This is a genomic window from Aeromonas sp. 602200, assembly GCF_049173895.1.
Classification (GTDB): Bacteria; Pseudomonadota; Gammaproteobacteria; order Enterobacterales; family Aeromonadaceae; genus Aeromonas; species Aeromonas veronii_A.
Map to the genome: position 1 here is coordinate 545141 of NZ_JAAKSL010000001.1, position 22832 is coordinate 567972.

At 61.4% G+C, this 22832-nt stretch carries 15 protein-coding genes; 9 read left to right on the forward strand and 6 right to left on the reverse strand.

What is annotated here, in order from left to right:
* Window positions 1–92: 92 nt before the first annotated feature.
* Window positions 93–3299 (reverse strand): alpha-amylase family glycosyl hydrolase, encoded by a 3207-nt coding sequence (locus tag G5221_RS02355; protein ID WP_421262737.1) that lies wholly within the window; start codon window positions 3297–3299, stop codon window positions 93–95.
* A gap of 330 nt (window positions 3300–3629) precedes the next feature.
* On the opposite strand from G5221_RS02355, the gene xseA reads away from it, so the two are divergent.
* Entirely contained in the window at window positions 3630–5003 is a 1374-nt protein-coding gene (gene xseA, locus G5221_RS02360; protein ID WP_421262814.1) for an exodeoxyribonuclease VII large subunit, read from the forward strand.
* A gap of 103 nt (window positions 5004–5106) precedes the next feature.
* On the opposite strand, the gene G5221_RS02365 is transcribed toward xseA, so the two are convergent.
* Window positions 5107–5826: a GntR family transcriptional regulator gene (locus G5221_RS02365; protein WP_005337027.1), complete on the reverse strand. Its 720-nt coding sequence runs from the start codon at window positions 5824–5826 to the stop codon at window positions 5107–5109.
* 247 nt (window positions 5827–6073) lie between these two features.
* On the opposite strand from G5221_RS02365, the gene mngA reads away from it, so the two are divergent.
* Window positions 6074–8020 (forward strand): PTS 2-O-a-mannosyl-D-glycerate transporter subunit IIABC, encoded by a 1947-nt coding sequence (gene mngA, locus G5221_RS02370; RefSeq protein ID WP_421262738.1) that lies wholly within the window; start codon window positions 6074–6076, stop codon window positions 8018–8020.
* Window positions 8021–8106: 86 nt separating this feature from the next.
* The gene (gene mngB / locus G5221_RS02375) at window positions 8107–10761 is read left to right on the forward strand and encodes a mannosylglycerate hydrolase (protein ID WP_421262739.1); all 2655 of its coding nucleotides are present in this window, start codon (window positions 8107–8109) and stop codon (window positions 10759–10761) included.
* A 163-nt stretch (window positions 10762–10924) separates the two neighbouring features.
* On the opposite strand, the gene G5221_RS02380 is transcribed toward mngB, so the two are convergent.
* Both G5221_RS02380 and G5221_RS02385 read right to left on the reverse strand, forming a co-directional pair.
* A complete protein-coding gene (locus G5221_RS02380) occupies window positions 10925–11914 on the reverse strand; it encodes a D-alanine--D-alanine ligase (protein ID WP_167556622.1) in 990 nt (329 codons plus the stop codon).
* A gap of 204 nt (window positions 11915–12118) precedes the next feature.
* The gene (locus G5221_RS02385) at window positions 12119–12727 is read right to left on the reverse strand and encodes a 2OG-Fe(II) oxygenase (protein ID WP_019445550.1); all 609 of its coding nucleotides are present in this window, start codon (window positions 12725–12727) and stop codon (window positions 12119–12121) included.
* A gap of 350 nt (window positions 12728–13077) precedes the next feature.
* Here G5221_RS02385 and G5221_RS02390 point away from each other — a divergent pair, with 350 nt between their 5' ends.
* Window positions 13078–13554: a glutathione peroxidase gene (locus G5221_RS02390; protein WP_042080383.1), complete on the forward strand. Its 477-nt coding sequence runs from the start codon at window positions 13078–13080 to the stop codon at window positions 13552–13554.
* A gap of 182 nt (window positions 13555–13736) precedes the next feature.
* Entirely contained in the window at window positions 13737–15140 is a 1404-nt protein-coding gene (locus G5221_RS02395) for a DEAD/DEAH box helicase (RefSeq protein WP_021230569.1), read from the forward strand.
* A gap of 111 nt (window positions 15141–15251) precedes the next feature.
* Here the strand turns inward: G5221_RS02395 and hutW are convergent, their stop codons facing one another.
* Window positions 15252–16613 carry a heme anaerobic degradation radical SAM methyltransferase ChuW/HutW gene (hutW, locus tag G5221_RS02400; RefSeq protein WP_421262740.1) on the reverse strand — a complete coding sequence of 454 codons (1362 nt, stop codon included), beginning with the start codon at window positions 16611–16613 and terminating at the stop codon, window positions 15252–15254.
* Between the two features lie 256 nt (window positions 16614–16869).
* On the opposite strand from hutW, the gene G5221_RS02405 reads away from it, so the two are divergent.
* A complete protein-coding gene (locus tag G5221_RS02405) occupies window positions 16870–18465 on the forward strand; it encodes a methyl-accepting chemotaxis protein (protein ID WP_421262741.1) in 1596 nt (531 codons plus the stop codon).
* Window positions 18466–18599: 134 nt separating this feature from the next.
* Here G5221_RS02405 and G5221_RS02410 read toward each other — a convergent pair whose 3' ends face one another.
* The gene (locus G5221_RS02410; RefSeq protein ID WP_421262742.1) at window positions 18600–19616 is read right to left on the reverse strand and encodes a S66 family peptidase; all 1017 of its coding nucleotides are present in this window, start codon (window positions 19614–19616) and stop codon (window positions 18600–18602) included.
* A gap of 265 nt (window positions 19617–19881) precedes the next feature.
* Between G5221_RS02410 and G5221_RS02415 the strand changes: the two genes are divergently transcribed.
* The 3 genes from G5221_RS02415 to asrB all read left to right on the forward strand — a co-directional run bounded on the left by G5221_RS02415 (window position 19882) and on the right by asrB (window position 22824).
* On the forward strand, window positions 19882–20724 hold the full coding sequence (locus G5221_RS02415) for a patatin-like phospholipase family protein (protein ID WP_042053080.1): 843 nt from the start codon (window positions 19882–19884) through the stop codon (window positions 20722–20724).
* Between the two features lie 200 nt (window positions 20725–20924).
* Complete coding sequence (asrA, locus tag G5221_RS02420; RefSeq protein WP_421262743.1) at window positions 20925–21983, forward strand: anaerobic sulfite reductase subunit AsrA; 1059 nt, start codon at window positions 20925–20927, stop codon at window positions 21981–21983.
* Window position 21984: 1 nt separating this feature from the next.
* Entirely contained in the window at window positions 21985–22824 is an 840-nt protein-coding gene (gene asrB / locus G5221_RS02425; RefSeq protein ID WP_421262744.1) for an anaerobic sulfite reductase subunit AsrB, read from the forward strand.
* Window positions 22825–22832 lie beyond the last annotated feature (8 nt).

Genomic DNA, 22832 nt, shown 5'->3' on the forward strand with positions numbered 1-22832 from the left:
CCCCGTCTGGTCCATCTCCCTCGATCCCTTGATATGCGGCATAAAAAAGTCGGCCCCAAGGCCGACTCGCTGCACACTGTGACAGGCTTTCCTTATTTGAGATATTTACCGTCAACGCCCACCTTGCCCGGGCCGTTCAGTACCCAGACCCGTGCCGAATAGGCGGGCACCGCAAAGCTCAGACTGCCGTTGCTGACGTTCTGACTCGCGCCGGTCACCGCATCCGTATAGGTGCCGTTCTTCAGGCCACTCAGGTTTATTTGCTGGGCCGAACTGGCCGCGAGGCCCACGGCAGCGTAGCTGCCTTGAGCGCTCAGGTCACGCACGAAGCTGATGCCGCTGCCCCACTCGTTCACCTGGCTCATGGGCGCCTTCTGCAGGGCTGGCACCGCCTTGCGGATCTGGTTCAGGCGCTTGATGTGCTGGTAGAGCGGGTGGCTCGGAGTGGCCGGGTTGTCCAGCACCTCCCCGTAGTAGGCACGACCAGTCTGATCCACCGTCATGGTGGCCCCGTCGATATCCTGAGGCTTGCCCGCCTGGAACATCACCTCCTCCCCGTAGTAGAGGGTCGGGATGCCCCGTGCCGTCCAGAGCAGGTTGTAGGTCATGGCCGCATTGCCCTCTTCCCCGCCGTAGCGGTACTTGAAGTCGTTGTCCGGCCCCACGTCATGGTTCTGGAAGAAGGTGATGAGCTTGGTGGCATCCCCATAGACCCAGTCCATGGCAAAGATCCCGCCCACCCCGCCAAAGCTCCCCCGGGTGACGTTGTCACGGAAGGTGGAGAAGAGGGAGAAGTCCAGCACAGAGAGGCCGGAATCGCCCCCTGCCCGGGGATCCGCCGGGTTCGGCGTGGTGCGGGTATACCACCAGGGACGGATCACCGCCGAGGCATTGTCGTTGGCCAGCTCAGAGCCCCAGCCGGTGCCCTTGACCAGGTTCTCGCCAAAGACGAACAACCCCGGCTTGTGGGCCTGCCAGTCGTGGACATAGGTCAGCAGCTCGTCCCGCTCGATGTGCTTCAAGGTATCGATGCGAATGGCGTCAACCCCCATGTCGAGGTACTGGCGGATGGCGCCGTTGAGGTAGTCCTTGACGTTCTGGTTGCCGGTGGCGAGATCGATGCAATCCCCCGCCATGTGTTTGCGCTGCAGGGCGAGCGGGCTCTCCCAGTCACCGCCTGACATGAAACCGTCCAGGTGATACCAGGCGGGATCCAGGGTCTGGGCGTCGATGCCGAAGAAGCGGTTGGGGTTGTAGCCAGCACTCGGCACGGTGGCGCCTGTCTTGGGGTCCACCAGAGGCTGGGTGCCCGCCGGATCGGACTGGCAGCGGGCCTTGTACCAGTCGGGAGCCACCGGGTTGTCGTCGTCACAGCGGTTGGCGCTAGCGTAGTCCCCGAGGTTGCCCTGATAGGGGCCGTTGTTGATGAGCCCCTGGCTCGACCCCGCCGGTACGTAGTATTTGACGGGCAGGCGATCGATCCAGGTCTTGCCGCGCAGGCCGTACTGGCTCGAGTGGTTGAGCACCACATCCTGGATCACCTTGAGCCCCTTGGCGTGGGTCGCCTGGATGAACTCCCGGTAACCCGCCCCCGGCGACTCCAGACGGGGATCGACCCGGTAGAAGTCGTAGGCGTGGTAGCCGTGGTAGTCTAGGCCGGAGCGATTCTCCACCGGTGGCGTCACCCAGATGGCGGTGAAGCCGAGATCCTTGATGTAGTCGAGCTTGGCGATCAAGCCCTTGAAGTCGCCGCGCCAATGGGGATCCCCCGCCTTGTAGCGATCCCGGTTATGGTAGTTGTTGCTGGCATCGCCATCATAGAAGCGGGCGGTCAGCAGGAAGTAGATGCTCTCGGCACGAAAATCGCCGCTCGCCACCCCCTGCTCGCCGATACGGTACTCGAAGCGCTGCTCGCGCTGATTGCCGCTGGCGTCAATGGCAAGGGTGCGGATCACCAGATCGGTGCCGCTCCCCTTGTCGCTCGCCACCAGGGGCTGGCCTGCATAGCGGGCCGACGCCGTGGTGGGCTGGCTGCCGTCCGTGGTGAAATGCACGGCGGGGGCGCTGTCCTGATCGTCGCTCACCCCCAGGGTGATGGACTGGTTGTCCAGATAACTCCCCGGGGCCGGGGTGACCGTCACCGTGGGGGCCTGCAGATCGGCCCCGGCCAGCGTCTCCACCTCGATGGCCTTGCGAAGGCTGTCAAAGCAGATGCGATAGCGGGTGTTGGCGCTGACCAGGTAATCCTGGGCCGGATACGCCTCGGTCCAATCCCCCTTGTGATCAATCTTGAAGCGGGGGTTGTTGCTGCCAAAGGCCTGCTCGGTGCAGAAGGTGGTGCCATCCTCGCTGGTCATGGGGGTGAGTCCCCAGTTGTTGGTCGTGCCCCGGAAGTACCAGCTGTCGCTGCTCTGTCCTGCCCCGACCACCACGCTCACGCTGCTGCTGCCCTTGGCGCCCTGATCGTCGGTGACCGTGAGGCCATAGGTGAAGGTGCCGGTCTGGGTGGTGCTGACGACGATGCTCTCCGTGGTCTCGCCGCTGCTCCACAGATAGCTCGTGATCTGGCCGTCGGGATCCGTAGAGTCGCTGCCGCTCAAGGTCAGTGACGCCCCCTGGGTCACATTCACCGTGCCCCCCGGGGTGATGACCGCGAGCGGCGGCTGGTTGTCATCCCCAAGGGGGGTGATGCTGTAGACCAGGGTCTGGTCGTTGACCTGGATGCGCACCGTACCCACGGCGCTCCAGAAGATGTCGCCGCCACTTTTCTCAAGCACGCCGTCGCCGTTGCTGTCGCCAAAGTTGACGGCCCAGTCGCCAGCCTGATCAAACTTGAGGCGCTGGCTCGCCTTGCCATCCATGTAGGCTTCCACCTGCCACAGGTGATCCCCTACCAGAGTCATGGGGAGGCTGGCCCAGCCGTTGAAGGTGCCGCGTACGTTGAGCTGCGGCAAGGTGCTGGCAAACCCCGAGGCCTCGCAACTGGCCACCGCCGTCGCGCTCACCGCCTGAGTGCTGGCGTTGATGCGGATCTGGTACGCCGTGTTGGCATTGACCCCGTAGTCGGCCGCCGGGTAGCTCTGCTGCCAGTTGCCGTACCTGTCTATCTTAAAGCGCGGGCCGCCGCTGGCATCCCCGCTCACGAAGCGCTGGCAGGTATCAAAATTGACGCCGTCCGTCGACGTCATGGCGGTCGCCGCCCATCCATTCGCGGTGCCCCGGAAGAACCACTCCGCCGCCGACGTCGGCGCCGTGATCAGGGTTCCCAACAATCCGGCCGCGAGTATCCATCTAGCCATTGATAGTCCTTTATTTTCATTGTTTTGTGTGTGATGCCGGTGTGCCCCGGCATTCCCCCATCCGCTACAGTCCCGCCTTCGGATGAGCCCGATCAGTCTAGAGTTCCCCATAACCAATTCATGGCGAATGCGCGCAAAATGTGACCACCATCGACTTCGCTATTGGCTGTATGTGATTGATAGCGCTTTCATTTCCATGCAACACCGATTTGCAGGGAGGAGTGACCAACCTGATCCATTGACTCGGCGGACGAGGTGAAGTGGGGTAAGATGGCGACATTGTTTCTCTCCTCCGCCTTCGCTGGCGAGGAACCGTGCGCAGGAACCGCCTTGAACTATCGCAACGAATCCGGCCAAAACAGGCAACAGCAGGTCTTTACCGTCACCCGCCTCAACAGCGCCGTGCGCATGATCCTGGAGCAGGATCTGGGGCTGGTGTGGCTGACCGGCGAACTCTCCAATCTGGCGATGCCAAGCTCCGGCCACTGGTACTTCTCCCTCAAGGACATGTCGGCGCAAGTGCGCTGCGCCATGTTCAAGGGCAACAACCGGCGGGTGGCCTTCCGCCCGCAGGATGGCATGCAGGTGCTGGTACAGGCGAGGGTTTCCCTCTATGAGCCGCGCGGCGACTACCAGCTGATCATCGAGTCGATGCAGCCTGCAGGCGACGGCGTATTGGCCCTGCGTTTTGAAGAGCTCAAACGCCGTCTCGGCGCCGAGGGGCTGTTTGACGAGAGCCGCAAGCGGCCGCTGCCCCGCGAACCTCGGGCGGTGGGCCTTATCACCTCCGCCACAGGCGCCGCCCTACACGATATGCTGACGGTGCTTAAACGGCGCGCGCCGGATCTACCGGTCTTTATCTACCCGACCCAGGTACAGGGGAGCGCCGCCATCAGCCAGATTGTCGCGGCGATCGCCAAAGCGAACCAGCGCGCCGAGGTGGATGTGCTGATCGTCGGGCGCGGCGGCGGCTCTCTCGAAGATCTCTGGTGCTTTAACGAAGAGGCGGTGGCGCGCGCCATTGCCCACTCCGCCATACCTGTGGTGAGCGCAGTGGGCCACGAGGTGGATGTCACCATCAGCGACTTTGCCGCCGACTTGCGCGCCCCTACCCCGTCGGCTGCTGCCGAGCTGGTGGCGCCAGACAACCAGGCCCGCATCCAGCGCCTCGCCCACCTTAAACAGCGACTGCTGCAGGCGATGAGCCGCCAGCAGACCGCCGCCCGCCACGATTTAATCCTGCTGCAAAAGCGGCTCGACCATCAGGACCCGAAGCGGCGACTGGAGCAGCAGTCCCAGCGCCTCGACGAGCTTTCCACCCGTTTGCAACAGCTATTGCGCCAGCGGCTGCATCAGGGAGAGCGGCGCCTCACCAACCTTGAGCTGCGCCTGCAGGGCAAGAGCCCGGAGCGCTTGCTGGCCGCCGGCAAGCGCCGACACCAACTGGCCGAGGAGCGGCTCTATGCCCTGATTGCCAAGCGGCAAGACCTTGCGAGCCACCGCCTCGCCATGCTCACCGCCCGCCTCGACGGGGTGAGCCCGCTTGCCACCCTGGGTCGCGGCTACTCCATCACCCGCACTGCGCGTGGTGAAGTCATCAGCCGCGCCGATCAGGTCAGCAGCGGCGACCAGCTCGTCACCACCCTGGCACAAGGGAGCCTGCAGGTGCGGGTCGAGGGGATCGTAAAGGACTCTGCGCAGTAGGTCGGCTGCATCAAACCACCAGCCAATCTGTCATTCAGCCAAAAAAAAGGCCACCACCGCAAACACGGTGGTGGCCTTTTTTATCTCGGGTGCTGGCGACCGCTCACCCCTTGGCGCGGCGGGCGACCAGGGTGAACTTGTAATCATCGCTCTTGAAGAAGTTGCGACTGAACTCGAACACGGTGCCATCTTGCAAGAAGCCACGGGAAACCTTCTCGATAATGGGTTTGGCGGGATCGATACCGAGCGCCTCCACTACCTGCGCCGAGGGGAGCACCGGAATGATCTCCTGCTCGCTGCGGTCGATCACCAGCTGCTTCACCTCTTCGATGTAGTGGTACTTGGAGCCCTGCATCACCGCATAGCTGAGGTCGGGGAAGAGGGCGAGCGGCATCCAGGTCTCCTCCAGCGTTACCGCGATCTGGCGAATAAAGCGCACCCGCTTGACGTAGTAGACCAGCGCCCCTTCCAGCAGATTGAGCCGCTCGGCCAGCTCGCTGCTCGCCTTGATCACCTCGAAGGCAAGAATGTCGCTGTGGGTCTCGGCCGCCGGATCAGTCACCTTCTCATAGAGGCTGGTGAGCTGATAGATGTCGTAGTTCACCTTCTCCTGCCGCACATAGCTGCCGCTGCCCTGAATGCTCTCGATGACGTTGAGTTCGGTCAGCTGCTTGAGGGCCTGACGCACCGTCACCCGGCTCACCCCGAACTGCTCGCGCAGCTCGGCTTCGGTGGGCAGGGCATCGCCGGGGGCCAGCTCCCCTTGCGCAATCCACTGCTGGATGGTGTCGGCTATCTGGCGATACATGGGTTTTTTCGACACGAAAGGCCACCTCGTCGGCTCTGCGCCATGATAAATGGAAGAGGCGCCATTCTACCCCAGTTGCCCGGCAGACAAAACGGCTCGGCCCCATTTGACCTAACAAATCACCTTGAACAAACAATACAAAAACAATACAAATAACGAATTGTATGATACCACTCACAAAAATCCGTCGGCCGGTTTGTTAGCATCGCTGTCACTTTCACCATGACGGCTTGCTGGCAAGCCAACCTGACAGAGGATCATCATGAATCTGACCAGTCTTACCGGCCCTCATCTCATCACGCTGCAAACCCGGTTTGCCGATCGGGATGCGGCCATTCATGCCCTGGCTGATCGGCTCGATCAGGCCGGCAAGCTGCACGACAAGGCCGCCTTTCTGGCCGCGGTCATGGCCCGCGAGGCACAGGGCCCTACCGCCCTTGGCGAAGGGCTGGCGGTGCCCCACGGCAAGTGCGATGCGGTGCGTGAAGCGGCCTTTGCCGTCGCCACCCTGAGCGAAGAGCTGGGTTGGGAGGGGATCGACGGCACCGAGCCGGTCAACCTGATCTTCATGCTGGCGATCCCGACCGATCAGGCGGGCTCCACCCACATGCAGCTGCTCACCACCCTCACCACTGCCCTGGTGGATGACGATACCCGCGAGGCGGTGCTGGCAGCCAAAAGTGCCGAGCAACTGATGGCGCTGCTTGATGGTGAGGGGGATAGTGGCAAGCTACCAGAAAAAGAAGACAAATCAGATACAAATAAACCCACAGTGGTCTGTGTCACCGCCTGCCCGGCGGGGATCGCCCACACCTATATGGCTGCCGAGTATCTGGAAAAGGCGGGACGCAAGCTAGGTATTCGGGTACTGGTCGAGAAGCAGGGTGCCAACGGCATTGAGGATCGCCTGCCGCAAGAGGCGCTCGATGCTGCGGTGGCCTGTATCTTCGCCGCCGAGGTGGCCATCAAGGAGCAGGAGCGTTTTGCCGGTATCCCCCGGATCGAGACGCCGGTGGCCGAGCCCATCCGCCATGCCGAGCGGATCCTGAATGATGCGCTGGAAGCGGCCAAGGCCGGTCGCACCGCCCCGACGCCCAACACCAGCCAGAGCGACGCGCAGACCGGCAAGAAGGTGAGCCTCAAGACCGAGCTCAAGCAGGCGCTGCTGAGCGGTATCTCCTTTGCCGTGCCGCTCATCGTGGCGGGCGGTACCGTGCTCGCCGTCTCTGTGCTGCTGGCCCAGATCTTCGGCCTGCAACATCTGTTTGATACCGAGAACTCCTGGCTCTGGATGTACCGCAAGCTGGGCGGTGGCATGCTGGGCACCCTGATGGTGCCGGTGCTGGCGGCCTATACCGCCTACTCGCTGGCAGACAAACCGGCGCTGGGCCCGGGCTTTGCGGCGGGACTGGCCGCCAACATGATTGGCTCCGGTTTTCTCGGTGGCGTGGTCGGTGGTCTTATCGCCGGTTACCTGATGCGCTGGGTCAAGCAGCATGTGCGCCTTAGCCCCAACTTCAACGGCTTTCTCACCTTTTACCTCTATCCGGTGATCGGCACTCTGGTGGCGGGCAGCCTGATGCTGTTTGTCATCGGCCAGCCGGTAGCCTGGCTCAACAACAGCCTCACCGAGTGGCTCAACGGCCTCTCCGGCACCAATGCGCTGGTACTAGGCGCCCTGCTCGGCTTTATGTGCTCGTTTGACCTGGGTGGCCCAGTCAACAAGGCGGCCTACGCCTTCTGCCTCGGCGCCATGGCCAACGGGGTCTACGGCCCCTACGCCATCTTCGGCGCGGTCAAGATGGTTTCGGCCTTTACCGTCACCTTCTCCACCCTACTGGCACCGCGCCTGTTCCAGACCTTCGAGATCGAGACCGGCAAATCGACCTGGCTGCTGGGGCTGGCGGGGATCACCGAGGGCGCCATTCCGATGGCCATCGAAGATCCAATCCGGGTGATCGGCTCCTTCCTCGCAGGCTCGGTGGTCACCGGCGCCATGGTGGGAGCCATGGGGATTGGTCTCTCCACCCCGGGGGCCGGCATCTTCTCCCTGTTCCTGCTCCACGATGGCGGCCACGGCGCCCTGATGGCGGCCGCCGTCTGGCTCGGTGCGGCGCTGGTGGGCACCCTTATCTCTACTGTGGTGCTGATCGGCTGGCGCCGTCACGCCATGCAGCGCGGCACCTATCAGGTGGTCGCCGCAGAGTAAGGCTCATCTTCACCACCGCTTTTTCAACAGACTATTTTTCCGCACGGCAGGCAAGGGCCGCCGTGCGTCAGCAAAGGATCATTGTCATGACAGTTTCACGAGTTCACATCACGCCGCACATGCACTGGGATCGGGAGTGGTACTTCACCACCGAGGAGTCCCGCATCCTGCTGGTCAACAACATGGCGGAGATCCTGGCGCGGCTTGAATCCGACCCCGACTACAAGTTCTATGTGCTGGACGGCCAGACTGCGGTGCTGGAGGATTACTTCGCCATCCAGCCCGAGAACAAGGCCCGGGTGAAGGCGCTGGTGGAAGCGGGCAAGCTCATCATCGGCCCCTGGTACACCCAGACCGACACCATGCAGGTGAGCGGCGAGTCCATCCTGCGCAACCTGCTCTACGGGATGCGCGACTGCCTCAGCCTTGGCGAGCCGATGAAGATCGGTTACCTGCCAGACTCGTTCGGCATGTCCTCCCAACTGCCCCACATCTTTAACGGCTTCGGGATTGACCGTGCCATATTCTGGCGCGGCTGCTCCGAGCGTCACGGTACCGACAAGACCGAGTTCCTCTGGCAGAGCAACGACGGTAGCGAGGTGACCGCCCAGGTGCTGCCGCTCGGCTACGCCATCGGCAAGTACCTGCCGGAAGATGAAGCTGGCCTGCGCAAGCGGCTCGAATCCTACTTCGAGGTGCTGGAGAAGGCCTCGGTGACCAAGGATATCCTGCTGCCCAACGGCCACGACCAGATGCCGCTGCAACAGAACATCTTCGCCATCATCGACAAGCTGCGGGAGATCTACCCCCAGCGTGAATTCCACATGAGCCGCTTCGAGCAGGTCTTCGAGCGCATCGAGGCGTGCCGCGACCAGCTGGCCACCCTCAAGGGGGAGTTCAACGACGGCAAATACATGCGGGTACACCGCACCATCTCCTCCACCCGGATGGACATCAAGCTGGCCCACGCCGCCATCGAGAACAAGATCGTCAACATCCTCGAACCGCTGGCGAGCATCGCCTGGGCGCTCGGCTTCGAGTACCACCATGGGCTGTTGGAGAAGATGTGGAAGGAGATCATGAAGAACCACGCCCACGACAGCATCGGCTGCTGCTGCAGCGACAAGGTGCATCAGGAGGTGATGACCCGCTTCATTCTGGCCGACGACATGGCCGAGAACCTGATCCGCTTCTACATGCGCAAGATTGTCGACAACATGCCGGTGGTGCTCTGTGAAGACGGGGTACAGGTGGCCGACAAGCTCTGCCTGTTCAACCTGATGCCCTTCCCCCGTCAGGAGGTGGTCAACACCAGCATCCGCATTCGCGCCCAATCCTTTGCCCTGCGTGATGAAGCGGGCCAGCCGGTCCCCTACTTCATCCGCGCCAGACGCGAGATTGACCCGGGACTGGTGGACAGGCAGATCGTGCACTACGGCAACTACGACCCCTTTATGGAGTACGACATCCAGCTCTACCATCCCCTGCCCGCCATGGGCTATTGCACTCTCCATATCGAGGGCAACCAGTCAGGACTGGAGCAACCGGTGACGGCCAGCGGCGAGCTGCTGGAGAACGATTTTTACCGCATCGCCCTCAATGACAACGGCACTTTGCAGATCCTGGACAAGCTGCGCGGCACCACCTTTGATCAGGTGCTCACGCTGGAAGAGGGCTCCGATGATGGCGACGAGTATGACTACTCGCCATCGCGGGATGAGTGGCTGCGCTACTCCACCGAGTTTGCAGTGACCCGCGAGGTCACCCATGAAGCGTGGCAGAGTATCGCGACCCTCAAACTGCGTATGGCCTTGCCTGCCAACCTCGCCGAGCGTGCCAACCGCCAGTGCAGCGGCCACCTCGATGTCACCTGCCGCATCACGTTGGCGCATCAGAGTCCGCGCATCGACATCGAGCTGGAACTCGACAATCAGGCTGATGACCACCGGGTGCGAGTGCTGATCCCCACCCCCTTCCCGAGCGACACAGTTGTTTCCGATAACCAGTTTGGCTGCATCACCCGCCCTACCCGCGACAGCGCCATGGCGAACTGGGAGGCAGAAGGGTGGAAAGAGGCACCCATTCCGGTCTGGCAGCTGATGAACTTCGTCGCCCTGCAAGATGGCAAGCAGGGGCTGGCGGTACTGAGCGATGGTCTGCGCGAGTTTGAAGTGATCGGTGAGCAGTGTGACACCCTAGCACTCACCCTGCTGCGCGGGGTCGGCGTACTTGGTAAAGAGGAGCTGCTGCTGCGCCCGGGTCGCCCCTCCGGCATCAAGCTGCCCACCCCGGACTCCCAGGTGCGTGGCAAGCTCAGCTGCCGTTTCAGCCTGCTGGCGTTTGCTGGCGATCACATCAGCGCCAACGTGATGCAGGCGGCGCGCAGCTACCTCACCCCGGTGCGCTGCTACAACAAGATCCCGTTCGATGCCATGAAGCTCAACAAGGCGAGCTTCACCACCCCGCTGCACTTCAGTCTGCTCGCCATGGATCCCTCCGGTCCGGTGCTGAGCGCCCTGAAAAAGGCCGAGGATGAAGAGGCGCTGGTGATCCGGGTCTATAACCCGAACGAGCAGGCGATACTGGAGGGTGGCAAAGTGAGCTGCGAACACGCCCTGAACGACTGGCAAGCGGTGCGGATGGACGAACAGCCCCTACCCCTTGAACTGGCCGCTGGCGAGTTTGGCGAGCTGGCGCCGTGCCACTCCCGCAGCGTGCGCTTTCGGGTGGCTCGCGGCTAACCGCCGGTAACACCCACAGGTAGCAACAGGCGGGGAAGAGTCATCCCTGCCTGTTTATCCCTTCAAGCTGGCCTGCCCCGCTTGATAAAGACATAAAAAATCCCCGCCAATTGGCGGGGATTTTTATTGGGTTCTGCTTCATCCCGCGAGCGGGAGAGCACGCTTAGCTGGCCTTGCGCAGGATCTGCTCAAGGTAGCGGGCGAAGTCGTGACCGTGATGCTCCAGCAGTTTCGGGAACATGGAGATGGAGGTCATGCCCGGGAAGGTGTTGATCTCGTTGAGCAGGATCTCGCCCTCCTCAGTCAGGAAGAAGTCGATACGGGAGAGGTGAGTCAGTTTCAGCTGACGGAACGCCTTGAGAGCGTACTCGTGAATGGCGTCAGCCTGAGCCTCGGTCAACCCCTCGGCACGTAGTGCGGTCTCGGTATGGCTGGCGCTGCTGTACTTCTCTTCATAGGTGTAGAACTTGTCCTGCGGCACGCAGATCTCGCCCGGATAGGTGGCCACCAGCTCGTCGCCGTACTGGTAAACCGCCACTTCCAGCTCGCGCGGCTTGACCGCCTTCTCGATCAGAACCTGCTCGGAGTAACCGAAGGCATCGGCAATGCCCTTCACCAGATCCGCTTCGTTGCTGGCGGAGTAGCAGCCAACGGAAGAGCCCTGGGAGGCGGCCTTGATAAAGACCTTGCCCCATTTGGCCAGCGCCGCTTTCGCCTCAGCCAGCGCCGCCTCATTTTGCTCGGTCAGGAACAGGTACGGGGTGTTGGGAATGCCGATGGCGGAGAGCCACAGCTTGGTGCTGATCTTGTTGAAGCAGATCTTGCTCGCCTCGGCATCGCAACCGAGATAAGGCAATCCGGCCAGCTCGAGGAAGGATTGCAGATCGCCGGTCTCACCCGGGTAGCCGTGGATGCAGGGCACCACGTAATCCACCGGACGGGCCACGCTGTCAAACGAAAGCAGCTTGTCGAGCCCCAGCTTGCACTCGCGGCCATCGGCACTGAGCCAGCGATCGGCGAACATCTCGACGCGGGTCACTTCGACACCGGGCAGAAGGCCCAGTTGTTGCTCGAGGAAATTGGCGCTGCGCAGAGAAACCTCGTGCTCGGAGCCACCGCCGCCGCACAGCAGCAAGACATGCATGTTCTTCATTAGATGTGATCCCTTGGGAAAAGCGGCCTCGTCATGACCATTTGATAAGCCAACCACCATAAAAACCGGACGAAGCCAGATACGAACATAAGTGCGCGCCAGTGTAGCAAGGGAGATCAACCCTTGTCAGCTGATGGGAGACCCATGACCCCACTTCTTGCAGTGAAAAGCCTCCCCTGTGTCAAAATCGGGACACATTGCCCCTCAGCGCGGGGGATCGACCCTTCCCATGCCGTTGCCATTGACCCGAAACCAGCCGGCAATACTGTAGCGCTCCTGATTGGCAGGCAGTACCTCGTGGGGAAACTCCTCGGAGAGAAACATGACCAGCCGCCCCCCCTTGGGGCTGACATCCATCAGAAACTGCTCCTTGTCGTCATACATGCGCAGCACTCCACCCGCTTCGGGCAGCCAGTCGTTGTTGAGGTAAAACACGGTGGTAAGACGGCGGTTGGAGCGACCGGCAAAGGCATCCCGATGGGTGGCGTAAAAATCCCCGCTGCGATAGCGGGCGAAGTGGGCCTCGTAGTCGAACAATCCCAGCATCAGCATCCGGTTGGCGGCAAGACGCAGGGACTCCATCCGGGCGAGGTAGTCAGCCACCGGCGCACCGAGGGAGGGCTCCAGCCAGTGGATCTGGTCACGGCGAATATCGGGATTGCCCTGATGCAGGGCGTCACGGCCGATCCCGGCCGGTTGCCATTCGCCTGGCAAACAGGCTTTGAGGGCATCCACCTCGGCGGCGGTCAAAAAATCATCCACTATCACCCATCCCCGGGTGTAAATGGCATCCATGGCAGCTTGATAGTCCAAGATTGGCTCACAATGAGTGGAGAGAGGGCGCTTTGTAGCGACTTACCGGCAAAGTCACAAACCGGTTTGCTTCTCTTGAGAAGTCCCAACATCAATACGCGAGTTGCTGCCCGCCTCCCCGCATTTTTGTCGCCAGTTGTGATCCCGCTCTGCCAAGGAGCGTATTGGTTGTCGAAACTGTGATGACCCTTGCAATCGGGACGAGGAGGCGCCGCGGCCTCCTTGCGGTACCAAGAGCCAGCCGATACCGTATCCGCATCGCCATGTTGCTGTTCATCCGGCGCTTGTCTCTGTCACCGACCGAACCACTCACGGCACAACCCGCGCATCACCCACGAAAGGAGCTTCTTATGCCTCTGCCCGATCTCACTTTGCAACGACTGGATGGTACCCCCTACCCGCTGACTCAACTGGCGGGCAAGGTGGTGCTGGTGGTCAATGTGGCCAGTCGCTGCGGCTTTACTCCCCAATATGAAGGGCTGGAAACGCTCTATCGGGAGCTCGGCCCCAAGGGGCTGGTGATTTTGGGCTTCCCCTGCAACCAGTTTGGCAATCAGGAGCCGGGGGATGCGGACGAGATCGCCCGCTTCTGCTCCCTCGACTATCCGGTCACCTTCCCCATCATGGCCAAGTGCGATGTCAACGGTGAGCATGCCCACCCCTTCTACCAGTGGCTCAAGCAACAGAAACCGGGCTTTCTTGGGCTGGAGAATGTCAAATGGAACTTCACCAAGTTCCTGATCGACCGCGATGGCAATGTGGTAGAGCGTTTCGCCCCCCAGGCCAAACCGGAGAGTCTGGCCGAGCAGATCCGCGAGATGCTCTGATGCTCCCGCACCGTTTTACGCCACTGCGTTGAACGATTGTATGGCGGCCGGTGCGACAGCTACTGCGCAGCGGCCGCTCTTTTGCTATATTACGGCCCCACTATCTTTTCCATATCGTGGCTGGCCCCAACACGCTGGCTGCCCGTTGAGCCAAAGGCTCATCTCAGGAGTTTCTCTCGAACATGTCATTCAACGAACTGGGTCTGTCTCCGCATATTCTGCGGGCCGTCAAGGAGCTGGGTTACGAACAGCCAACCCCCATCCAGCAGCAAGCGATTCCGGCCATTCTGGCCGGTCAGGATGTGCTCGGCGGCGCTCAGACAGGCACAGGCAAAACGGCCGGTTTCACCCTGCCGATGTTGCAGCGTCTGCTGGCCAACCACGGTCGTGGCCGTCGTCAAGTACGCGCACTGGTACTGACCCCGACCCGCGAACTGGCGGCACAGGTGGGCGAGAGCATCATCAAGTATGCCCACCACCTGCCATTCAAGACTCTGATCGCCTATGGCGGTGTCAGCATCAAGCCCAATCTGGACGCCATCAAGCTGGGTGTGGACATTCTGGTCGCCACCCCGGGCCGTCTGCTGGATCTGCTGACCCAAGGCGCCCTGACCCTGAGCCAGCTGGAAGTACTGGTGCTGGATGAAGCGGATCGCATGCTCGACATGGGCTTTATCGTCGACATCCGCCGCATCATGAAGGCGCTGCCTGCAGAGCGGCAAACCCTGCTCTTCTCTGCCACCTTCTCAAACGACATCAAGGCGCTGGCGGATGACCTGCTGAACGACCCTACACTCATCGAGGTGGATCCCAGCAATACTGCTGCCGAGCAGGTGACCCAACGCATTATTCAGGTGGATCGGGAACGCCGCCGCGAGCTGCTCTCCCACATGATTGGCCGTGGCAACTGGCAGCGGGTACTGGTGTTTGTTCGCACCAAGCAGATCGCCGACCGCCTCGCCCAGCAGATGCAAAAAGATGGCCTCAATACCGTGGCGATCCACGGTGACAAGAGCCAGGGTGCCCGCAACCGGGCGCTGGCCGATTTTCGCAGTGGCGAGGTGCGGGTGCTGGTGGCGACCGATATCGCCGCCCGCGGTCTGGACATCGATCAACTGCCCTACGTGATCAACTTCGAACTGCCCCAGATGGCGGAGGATTACATCCACCGTATCGGCCGTACCGGCCGCGCCGGTCGTGGCGGCGAGGCCATCTCGCTGGTCAGCCAGGACGAGCTGGGTCAGCTCAAGGCGATCGAAGCCCTGATCGGCCAATCCCTGACCGTGGAAATCTTGGAAGGGTATGAGCCCAGCGGCAAGCCGAGTCGCCAGACTCTGCCGGGCAGCAAGCCGGTGCAGAACCCGCCTCGGGCTCGCGGCCATGCCAACGCCAAGAGCAGCAATGCCAAGGGCAAGCCTGCCGCGGGCAAGGGCAAAGCCAAAGGTGATGCCAGCAAAAATCCCGCCCAGTCTCCTCAAAACAAGTCCCGCAAGCGGGAAGTGGTGGGCGAGGATATCGGCTTTGCGCCAATGCGCCGCTTGCCCAAAGCAATGCGCGACAGCTATCAGGAGAGCAGCGACGAGTAAGCTCGCGCGACGCTAACTGCCAAGCCAAAAGAGGGAGCCTGCAAGGCTCCCTCTTTCGTTATGGATCGCACTGAGCCGTGCAAGTGCTCCTTGCAAATGCTCCGCTCGGGCTCAAACCAGCGAATGGCGTACCGCGGCAGTACCATGGCTGGGCGGCGCAGAACCATCGAGCGGATTGAGCTGCAAAAACTCGAACAAGCCAGCCTGCATATTGACGTTCCAGAAGCGGCCGGCGAGGGTGAGTTGCAACCGTGCGTTCTCGATCTCGGCCAGCCCGTGCTGCTGCCAGGCGGCAAAAAGCGGCATCAGATGGGTCAGCAAAGGCGTTGGCAGACGATCCAGCGCCAGCATACCGCTGTCGAGGGCGCCACGCAGCAGACCGTCCATCCTTGCATTGGGATTGCGCCCCATCACCATCCCGGGCGCCCGCTTGCCACTGGCCAGCGCGTCGTGCCAGGGGGCCAGATCCCGCCCATACATCAAGCCGTGGCCAAGAATGCTGCCCCCTGCCCCGGCACCAAAGGGGAGGATCTCCGCACCGCGCTTGGCCATCTGGTTATAACGACTCTGCTCGGCCGGGCTGCGCCGCCAGTGGCTGCAAGAGAGACGCTCCCAGCCGTGAGCTTCCAGTTGCGCCCCGCCATAGGCATACATGGCCGCCCGCTGCTGGCCATCGGCGAGCCAATCCAGGGTGCCCTTCTCCTGCGCCCGCTCCAGATTGGTGCCCTGCATGGCGATGAGCTGGTAGAGATCGACCCCGTGTACACCGCTCGCCATTACATCGCGGATATCCTGCTGCCACACGGCATCATCCTGACCGGGCAGACCAAAGATGAGATCCGCCACGATCACAGCCGCATCATCCCGGGTCAGCTCACCCAGACGGGTCAGCAGCGTCTCCCTGTCATCGAAACGGGCCGCCTGCTGACGCACCCAGGAATCAAAGCTCTGCACCCCGAATGAGAAGCGGTTGAAGCCCCCGGCCAGCGCCACCTGCCATTTCTCATCATCAAAGCCGTTGAGCCGCCCCTCCAGCGTCACCTCGGCATCGGCCGACAACGGAAAACGGCGGATCACTGCAGCCAGCATGGCCAACTCGTCGGCGCTCATGTCGGTCGGCGTACCGCCCCCCACATAGACGGCTGAAAACGGCATGCTCTGCGCCAGCGGGGTGTCAGCCGCCTGCGCAAGTGAGACGCAGAGGGCGTTGACATAGCGGTTTATCCGCGCCGGATTGGCGCCATTTTCAAAGAAATTGCAGAAGCTGCAGCGCTTTCGGCAAAACGGAATGTGGATGTAGAGGGCGCGCTCCTCAGCTTCACTCTCTCGCTGCCACCAGCTCTGCCAGCCAGCCTCATCCAGCGGGAAAGGGCGCATCCCTCCCCGACTGGCGTGAGCCGAGGTCTTGGCGCTAAAAGCAAACTTGAGGGGATCCGGCGTGGCAATGCCGGTCATGGAAGGGGTCAGATTCATGATGGTCACTATTATCAGCAAATAATGACAATGATAACGATTATCGTTACCGGCGATTTGTTCTGGATCAACCCGAGGAGCAGCGCCCCTCCCGAAAGGCATTTTGGCAACCTGCATTACCGATCTGCTTAACAGATTATTTACTCAAGAGTGGTTATCGTGTGCCGATAGAGAACCATCTCCCGCCGTTTCTTCGTCTACGATCAAGATGATACGGGATCACATAACAACACCAAGCGCATGGAACTTGCCCAAAATGCATAACCTCTCCTTGAACTGGAAAATATTCCTCCCTCTTGCGCTGGTCATCAGCACCACCTTTGGCCTCTGCTTCGAACTCTCCGCCTGGCTGCAACGGGATCTCGCCATCCGGCTGGCAGAGGAGAAAGTTGAGAGCATGGCAAACACCTATATGGATCAGGTGAACGTGCTGATGATGACAGGTGGCATGGCCAACCGGCAGATAGTGCAGACCAAACTCAAGAGTGAAGCGGGCATCGTTGAAGCCCGTCTGGTACGCGCCCCCGCCGTCAGCAACCTGTTTGGCCCGGGTCACCCGGATCAGAAAGCGCAGGATCCCCTCGATGAGCGAGCCATCAATCAGGGCGAAGCCATTCTGGAGCAGCAGGGCAACCGGCTCACCCTGATCAAACCGTTCAAAGCCTACAAGGAGTATCGCGGCACCCAGTGCCTCACCTGTCACCAGGTCAATGAGGGGACCGTGATGGGGGCAGTGCGGATCAGTTATGACCTCAGCCACACCTTTGGCGAGATCCGCCACAACAACCTGATCCTGAGCGGCAGCCTGGCCGCCGTCTTCAGTCTCGGCTTCGGCTTGCTCTGGTGGGTATTGCAACGCTACGTGAAACACCCCCTGCGCCAGCTGCAGCTCACCATGATCCGGATGGCCAAAGAGCGCGATCTAGCCCTCCCCCTGGTCAATCACAGCCGGGATGAACTGGGCCAGATGACCCGCGCCGTCAATGACATGGTGCAGGGCTTCCGCCACAGCCTGCAGGAGGTGGAAGGGGCAACCCACCAGCTCTATCAGGAGTCAAACCAGATCCGTCAGGTGGCGACCCAGACCGAAAACTCGGCCCGCCAGCAAGAGGGGATGACCACCCAGGTCGCCGCCGCCGTCAGCGAACTGGCCGCCAGCTCTCATGAGGTGCGCGAACATGCCCGTCACAGCGCCGAGCTCTCCGCCCTCACCAATCAGGATGCCGCTGACACCAGCCGCCTCGCCCAGCACTCCATCACTGACATGGGCGAGATGTCGGCAGAGATCGATCGGGTGGATCAGGTGATCCAGCAACTCGACAGCCGCTGTCTTGCGGTTGACGGTGTGCTCGAGGTGATCAAGGGGATTGCCGATCAGACCAACCTGCTGGCCCTCAACGCCGCCATTGAAGCGGCCAGGGCCGGCGAGCAAGGCCGTGGCTTTGCGGTGGTAGCCGATGAAGTGCGGGCCCTCTCCAACCGTAGCCGTGCCGCCAGCGAGGAGATCTCCCAGATGATCGCCGCCCTGCAAAACGAGGCCCAAAGCGCCGTTGTGGTGATCGGGGATGCAAAAAGCAAAGCCGGTGAGAGCATCAGCAAGACAGAGGCGACCTTGGCGGCCATGCAAAACATCATTGGACGCATCGCCAGCATCAATGACCTCAACGCCCAGATGGCACAATCAGCAGAAGAGCAGGACAGGGTCTGCAGCGAAGTGGATCACGCGGTCAGCGACATTCGCAATACGTCAAATGACACTCTGGGTCAGGCCCATGCCGCCAACCTCGCCAGTATCCAGCTGGTCGAGCAGTGTCAAAAACTGGAGGCCTTGCTGAAAACCTACCGCTGGTAATCCAGCCAATGGCAACAAGCGCGCTCCCGAGTCGCGCTTGTTGCCGCAAACTACCCTTGATGGGCGGTGTCGAGCATTCATCAATCCTCTTCAGCACATAGCATGTGTGCTTCATCTCCCTTGGCAACATAGCCTCAACAGTCATCCCACCAGGGATCCAGCAAGGTGAGCTGCTGGCGGTCGAGATCGAGCTCCACCTCGATACCCAGCGGCAACGTCAGCATGGGGTGGGTATGGGCGCAATCAAACTCCGCCAGAATGGGGAAATCCGGCTCCCCCACCACCTCCAGCAGGATATCGAGAGGGCGTTTGCCGCTGCCCTGATCGTTGAACAGCTCGTGCTTGCCAAGGATAAGGGCGCCGATCCGCTCAAACACCCCGCACAGCTTGAGATGGGCAAAGGAGCGCTCCACCGTCTCGGCTGATTTCAGGCTGTCCTCCAGCAGCAGAATGTCGCCGCGCTCGATGGGCGGCATATAGGGGGAGCCCCAGATCCCCGCCATGGTGTTGAGGTTGCCGCCAATCAGTCGTCCCTCAACCCGACCTGAACCCACCGAGATCAGCCAATTGGGCTGGCACTGCTTGGCCCGGGTCTGATTCTCCCAGTCCAGCCGTTCATCACTCCATTGCACCGGGGTGGGCAGCGTGCAGGGGACGCCAGCTTCGTCGGCCAACGCAATCTGTAAAAAACTGGCCAGCGTCTCATCCGCCAGCGGCGGCAACTCGCCAAAGGAGGCCACCAGCGCCGGGCCATAGAAGGTAACCAAGCCTGTTTGGGCATAAATACCGAGCAGCAGCGCCGTCACGTCGGAATAGCCGACGATGATTTTGGGGTCGCGCCTCAGCGCCTCAAAATCGAGGTAGGGCAGCAGGGAGTTGGAGTTGCTGCCGCCAATCACCGACATGATGCAGCGCACTTCGGGGTCGCGAATAAGGGCGTTGAGCTCCTCGGCCCGCGCGGCGATGGAGCCGGAGCGCCAGTGATCCTGCTGGCCGGTGAGGCTGCCCGCCTTGAGCCTAAAGCCCTGCCCCTCAAGAAAGGCTTTTGCGCGGGCAAAACGCTGCGGAGCCCAGGCGGTCGCCGCGCTGGAGGGGGAGAAAAAAGCGATGGTATCGCCACGTCGGAGCAGCGGGGGAACCAATAACGTCATGACACACTCATCCTTGCCAATATCCAGCCATCACAGAGTCGTTGAGACTCCTACACAATCCCTTTGATCACAACGGGTTTATTACGATCGTTTAGAAATACAAAACTCTTGATTCATTATTAACAGATATTCTAAACACCATCCCCTTCCTAGAATGACCTCATCGCGATGGCCAACCCCGGTTGGTTGTCAGAATGGTCGGCCTGACAGCCCGAACGTTCTCTTTCCCACTTTTTCTCTCTGACTTATCAATGAGGTGCCTGTCATGAACAAAAACGCATCCCCCAGCGCATTGGTTGTAGAAGGCGGCGCCATGCGCGGCATATTTGCCAGCGGCGTGCTGGATGCGTTTATCGAGCATGACTATCGCCCCTTTGACTTCGCCATCGGCGTCTCGGCGGGGGCCACCAACTTGCTGGCTTATCTCGCCAGCCAGCATGGCCGCAGCCACGAGATCCTGACCAAACTGGCGTGCAGCCAGCAGTTTATGGATCCCCTGCGCTTTGCCAAGGGGGGCAATCTGGTGGATATCCACTGGCTGTGGAACACCAGCTGCAGCAAGTATCCCCTCGACATTCACGCCTACCGGGAGACCGGCATCCCCTTCTATGCAGTGGTGACCAATACCCTGACCGGCAAGGCGGAGTACATCCGGGTCAAGCCGGAGAACATGAACGAGGTGCTGCCCGCCAGCTGCGCCATTCCCCTCGCCTCCCATGAATACCCGGAGGTGCACGGGGTACCGATGACAGATGGCGGGGTGGCCGACTCCATACCGGTGATCGAAGCCTACCGCCGCGGAGCCCGTCACCTGACGGTGATCCTCTCCGAGCCCCTTGGCTATCGGCTCAAGCCGATGCCCTTCCCCTGGATGATCCGCACTCTGCTCAAGACCCGCCCCGCGCTGGCACAGGCGCTGGAGCAGCGGGATCGCAGCTACAACGAGGCGCTCGATTTTATCGCCAATCCGCCGGAGGACTGCCAGATCGAGGTGATCGCCCCGGCTGACTACTTCCCCGTTTCCCGTTTTACCCGCGATATCAACAAGCTGGAGATGGGATACGTGATGGGCAAGTGCGCAGGCTATCAGGCCGCCCTGCTCAATTGATAAGGGTTTTACAGGCATGACCCGACCTGCCGCGACGCACGCGCCGCCAACACAATAACAATCGGGTCAGTTGAGCAACATGAGTCATAAAAACAGACCGTGGCGAGGCAAGCGCGGCCAGAACCGATGCCAGACATCCTGACCGGCCCGCTCCTCATCCCTATGCCAGGGCATCTCACCCTCATACAAGGTGTTTATTTATGTCGTTTCTTCTCACCCATCCCGCGCTGGCGCAGCTGTTCGAGCGGCTGCTGCCCGATTACCGGATCATGGCGCCCGCGGCCGAATATCGGGGTGGCCGCTTCTCCGACACCGACAACGTCACCTACCACAACATCCGCCATCCGGCCGATCTGGTGTGGCAGGAGAAGTCCCACTTCTCCCCGAAAGAGGTGGTGCTCCCCATCACCCAGACCCTGTTCCACTTCGACAATCTGGAGCTGCGCGAATCCAAGGTGGAGGCCAAGCCCACCCTGCTGTTCTTGCGCAGCTGTGATATCCACGCCCTGCGCAGGCTGGATCAGGTCTACCTGAAAAATGGCCAGAACAGCGACGTCTACTACGCCCGGCTGCGCAGCAAGCTCAAGCTGGTACTGCTGGAGTGCAGCGAGAGCTTCGAGAACTGCTTCTGCGTTTCCATGGGCAGCAACGAGACCCGGGACTACGCCGCCGCCATTCGTCTGAGCGATGAGGGTGCCCGCATCGAGGTGAAGGATCCCGAGCTGCTCGGCTACTTTGCCGAACTGGGTGAATCCGATGACTTCACCCCGGAATTTGTCCAGAGCAACCCGGTCAAGGTACGCACCCCGGACAGCGTCTGTGACGACCCCCAGCGGATCCGCCAGATCCTCACCGCTCATCCGGTCTGGGCCGAGTACGACAGCCGCTGCATCGGCTGCGGCCGCTGTACCACCTCCTGCCCGACCTGCAGCTGCTACAGCGTGCACGACCTCACTTATGCGGAGAACCCCAAGCAGGGTGAGCGCCGTCGCCAGTGGGCCAGCTGCATGGTGGATGGCTTCAGCGACATGGCCGGTGGCCACGGTTTTCGCGCCAAGCATGGCGAGCGCCTGCGTTATCGCGCCCTGCACAAGGTCAACGACTACAAGGCCCGTCAGGGGGAGGAGCACATGTGCGTTGGCTGCGGCCGCTGCGACGATCGCTGCCCTCACTACATCTCCTTTAGCAACATCATCAACAAGATGACCGATGTGGTCGAACAGACCATCGCAGCCGACAACGCGCAGGGGGCGAACTGATATGTGCCAGTGCCAGCAAACCGCAACAGCAGAACCGCAGCAGGGCGTGGTCGAAAACCGCCTGCTGCCCAAGGCCTACACCATTCTGGCCATCGAGCGCCACACCGAGCTTGAGTGGAACTTTCGGGTCTCCCGCGACTTTGATGTCCACTACGGCCAGTTTGTGGAGATCTCCCTGCCCACCGTCGGCGAAGCGCCCATCTCGGTCTCCGACTATGGCGATGGCTATGTGGATCTGTTGATCCGCAAGGTCGGCAAGGTGACCGATGCGCTGTTTGCCCTCGATGTGGGCGACAAGGTGTGGATGCGCGGCGTCCACGGCAACGGCTATCCGCTGGAGACCTACCACAACCAGCACCTCATCGTGGTAGCGGGCGGCACCGGCGTCGCGCCGGTCAAGGGGCTGCTGCGCCGCTTCAGCAAACATCCGGAACAGGTGAAATCCCTCGACATGATCCTCGGCTTCAAGAACGAGCAGGCGGTGCTCTATTGCCACGAGATGCCGCTCTGGGCCGAGCAGCAGAACCTCATCGTCACCCTGGACGAGGGCAAGGAGAGCGAGCAGTTTCGCATCGGCCGGGTTACCGACTACATCGACCAGCTGGATCTCGCTGACAAGGAGGATATCCAGGTGATCGTGGTCGGCCCCCCCATCATGATCCGTTTCGTGGTGCTCGCCTTCCTCGAACGGGGCATCCCCAAGGATCGCATCTGGGTCGACTACGAACGCCGCATGGCCTGCGCCGTGGGCAAATGCGGCCACTGCCGGATGGGCGACACCTATATCTGCGTGGATGGACCGGTCTTTCGTTTTGACCAGGCCCAGCATCTGATCGACTGAGGGAGAAC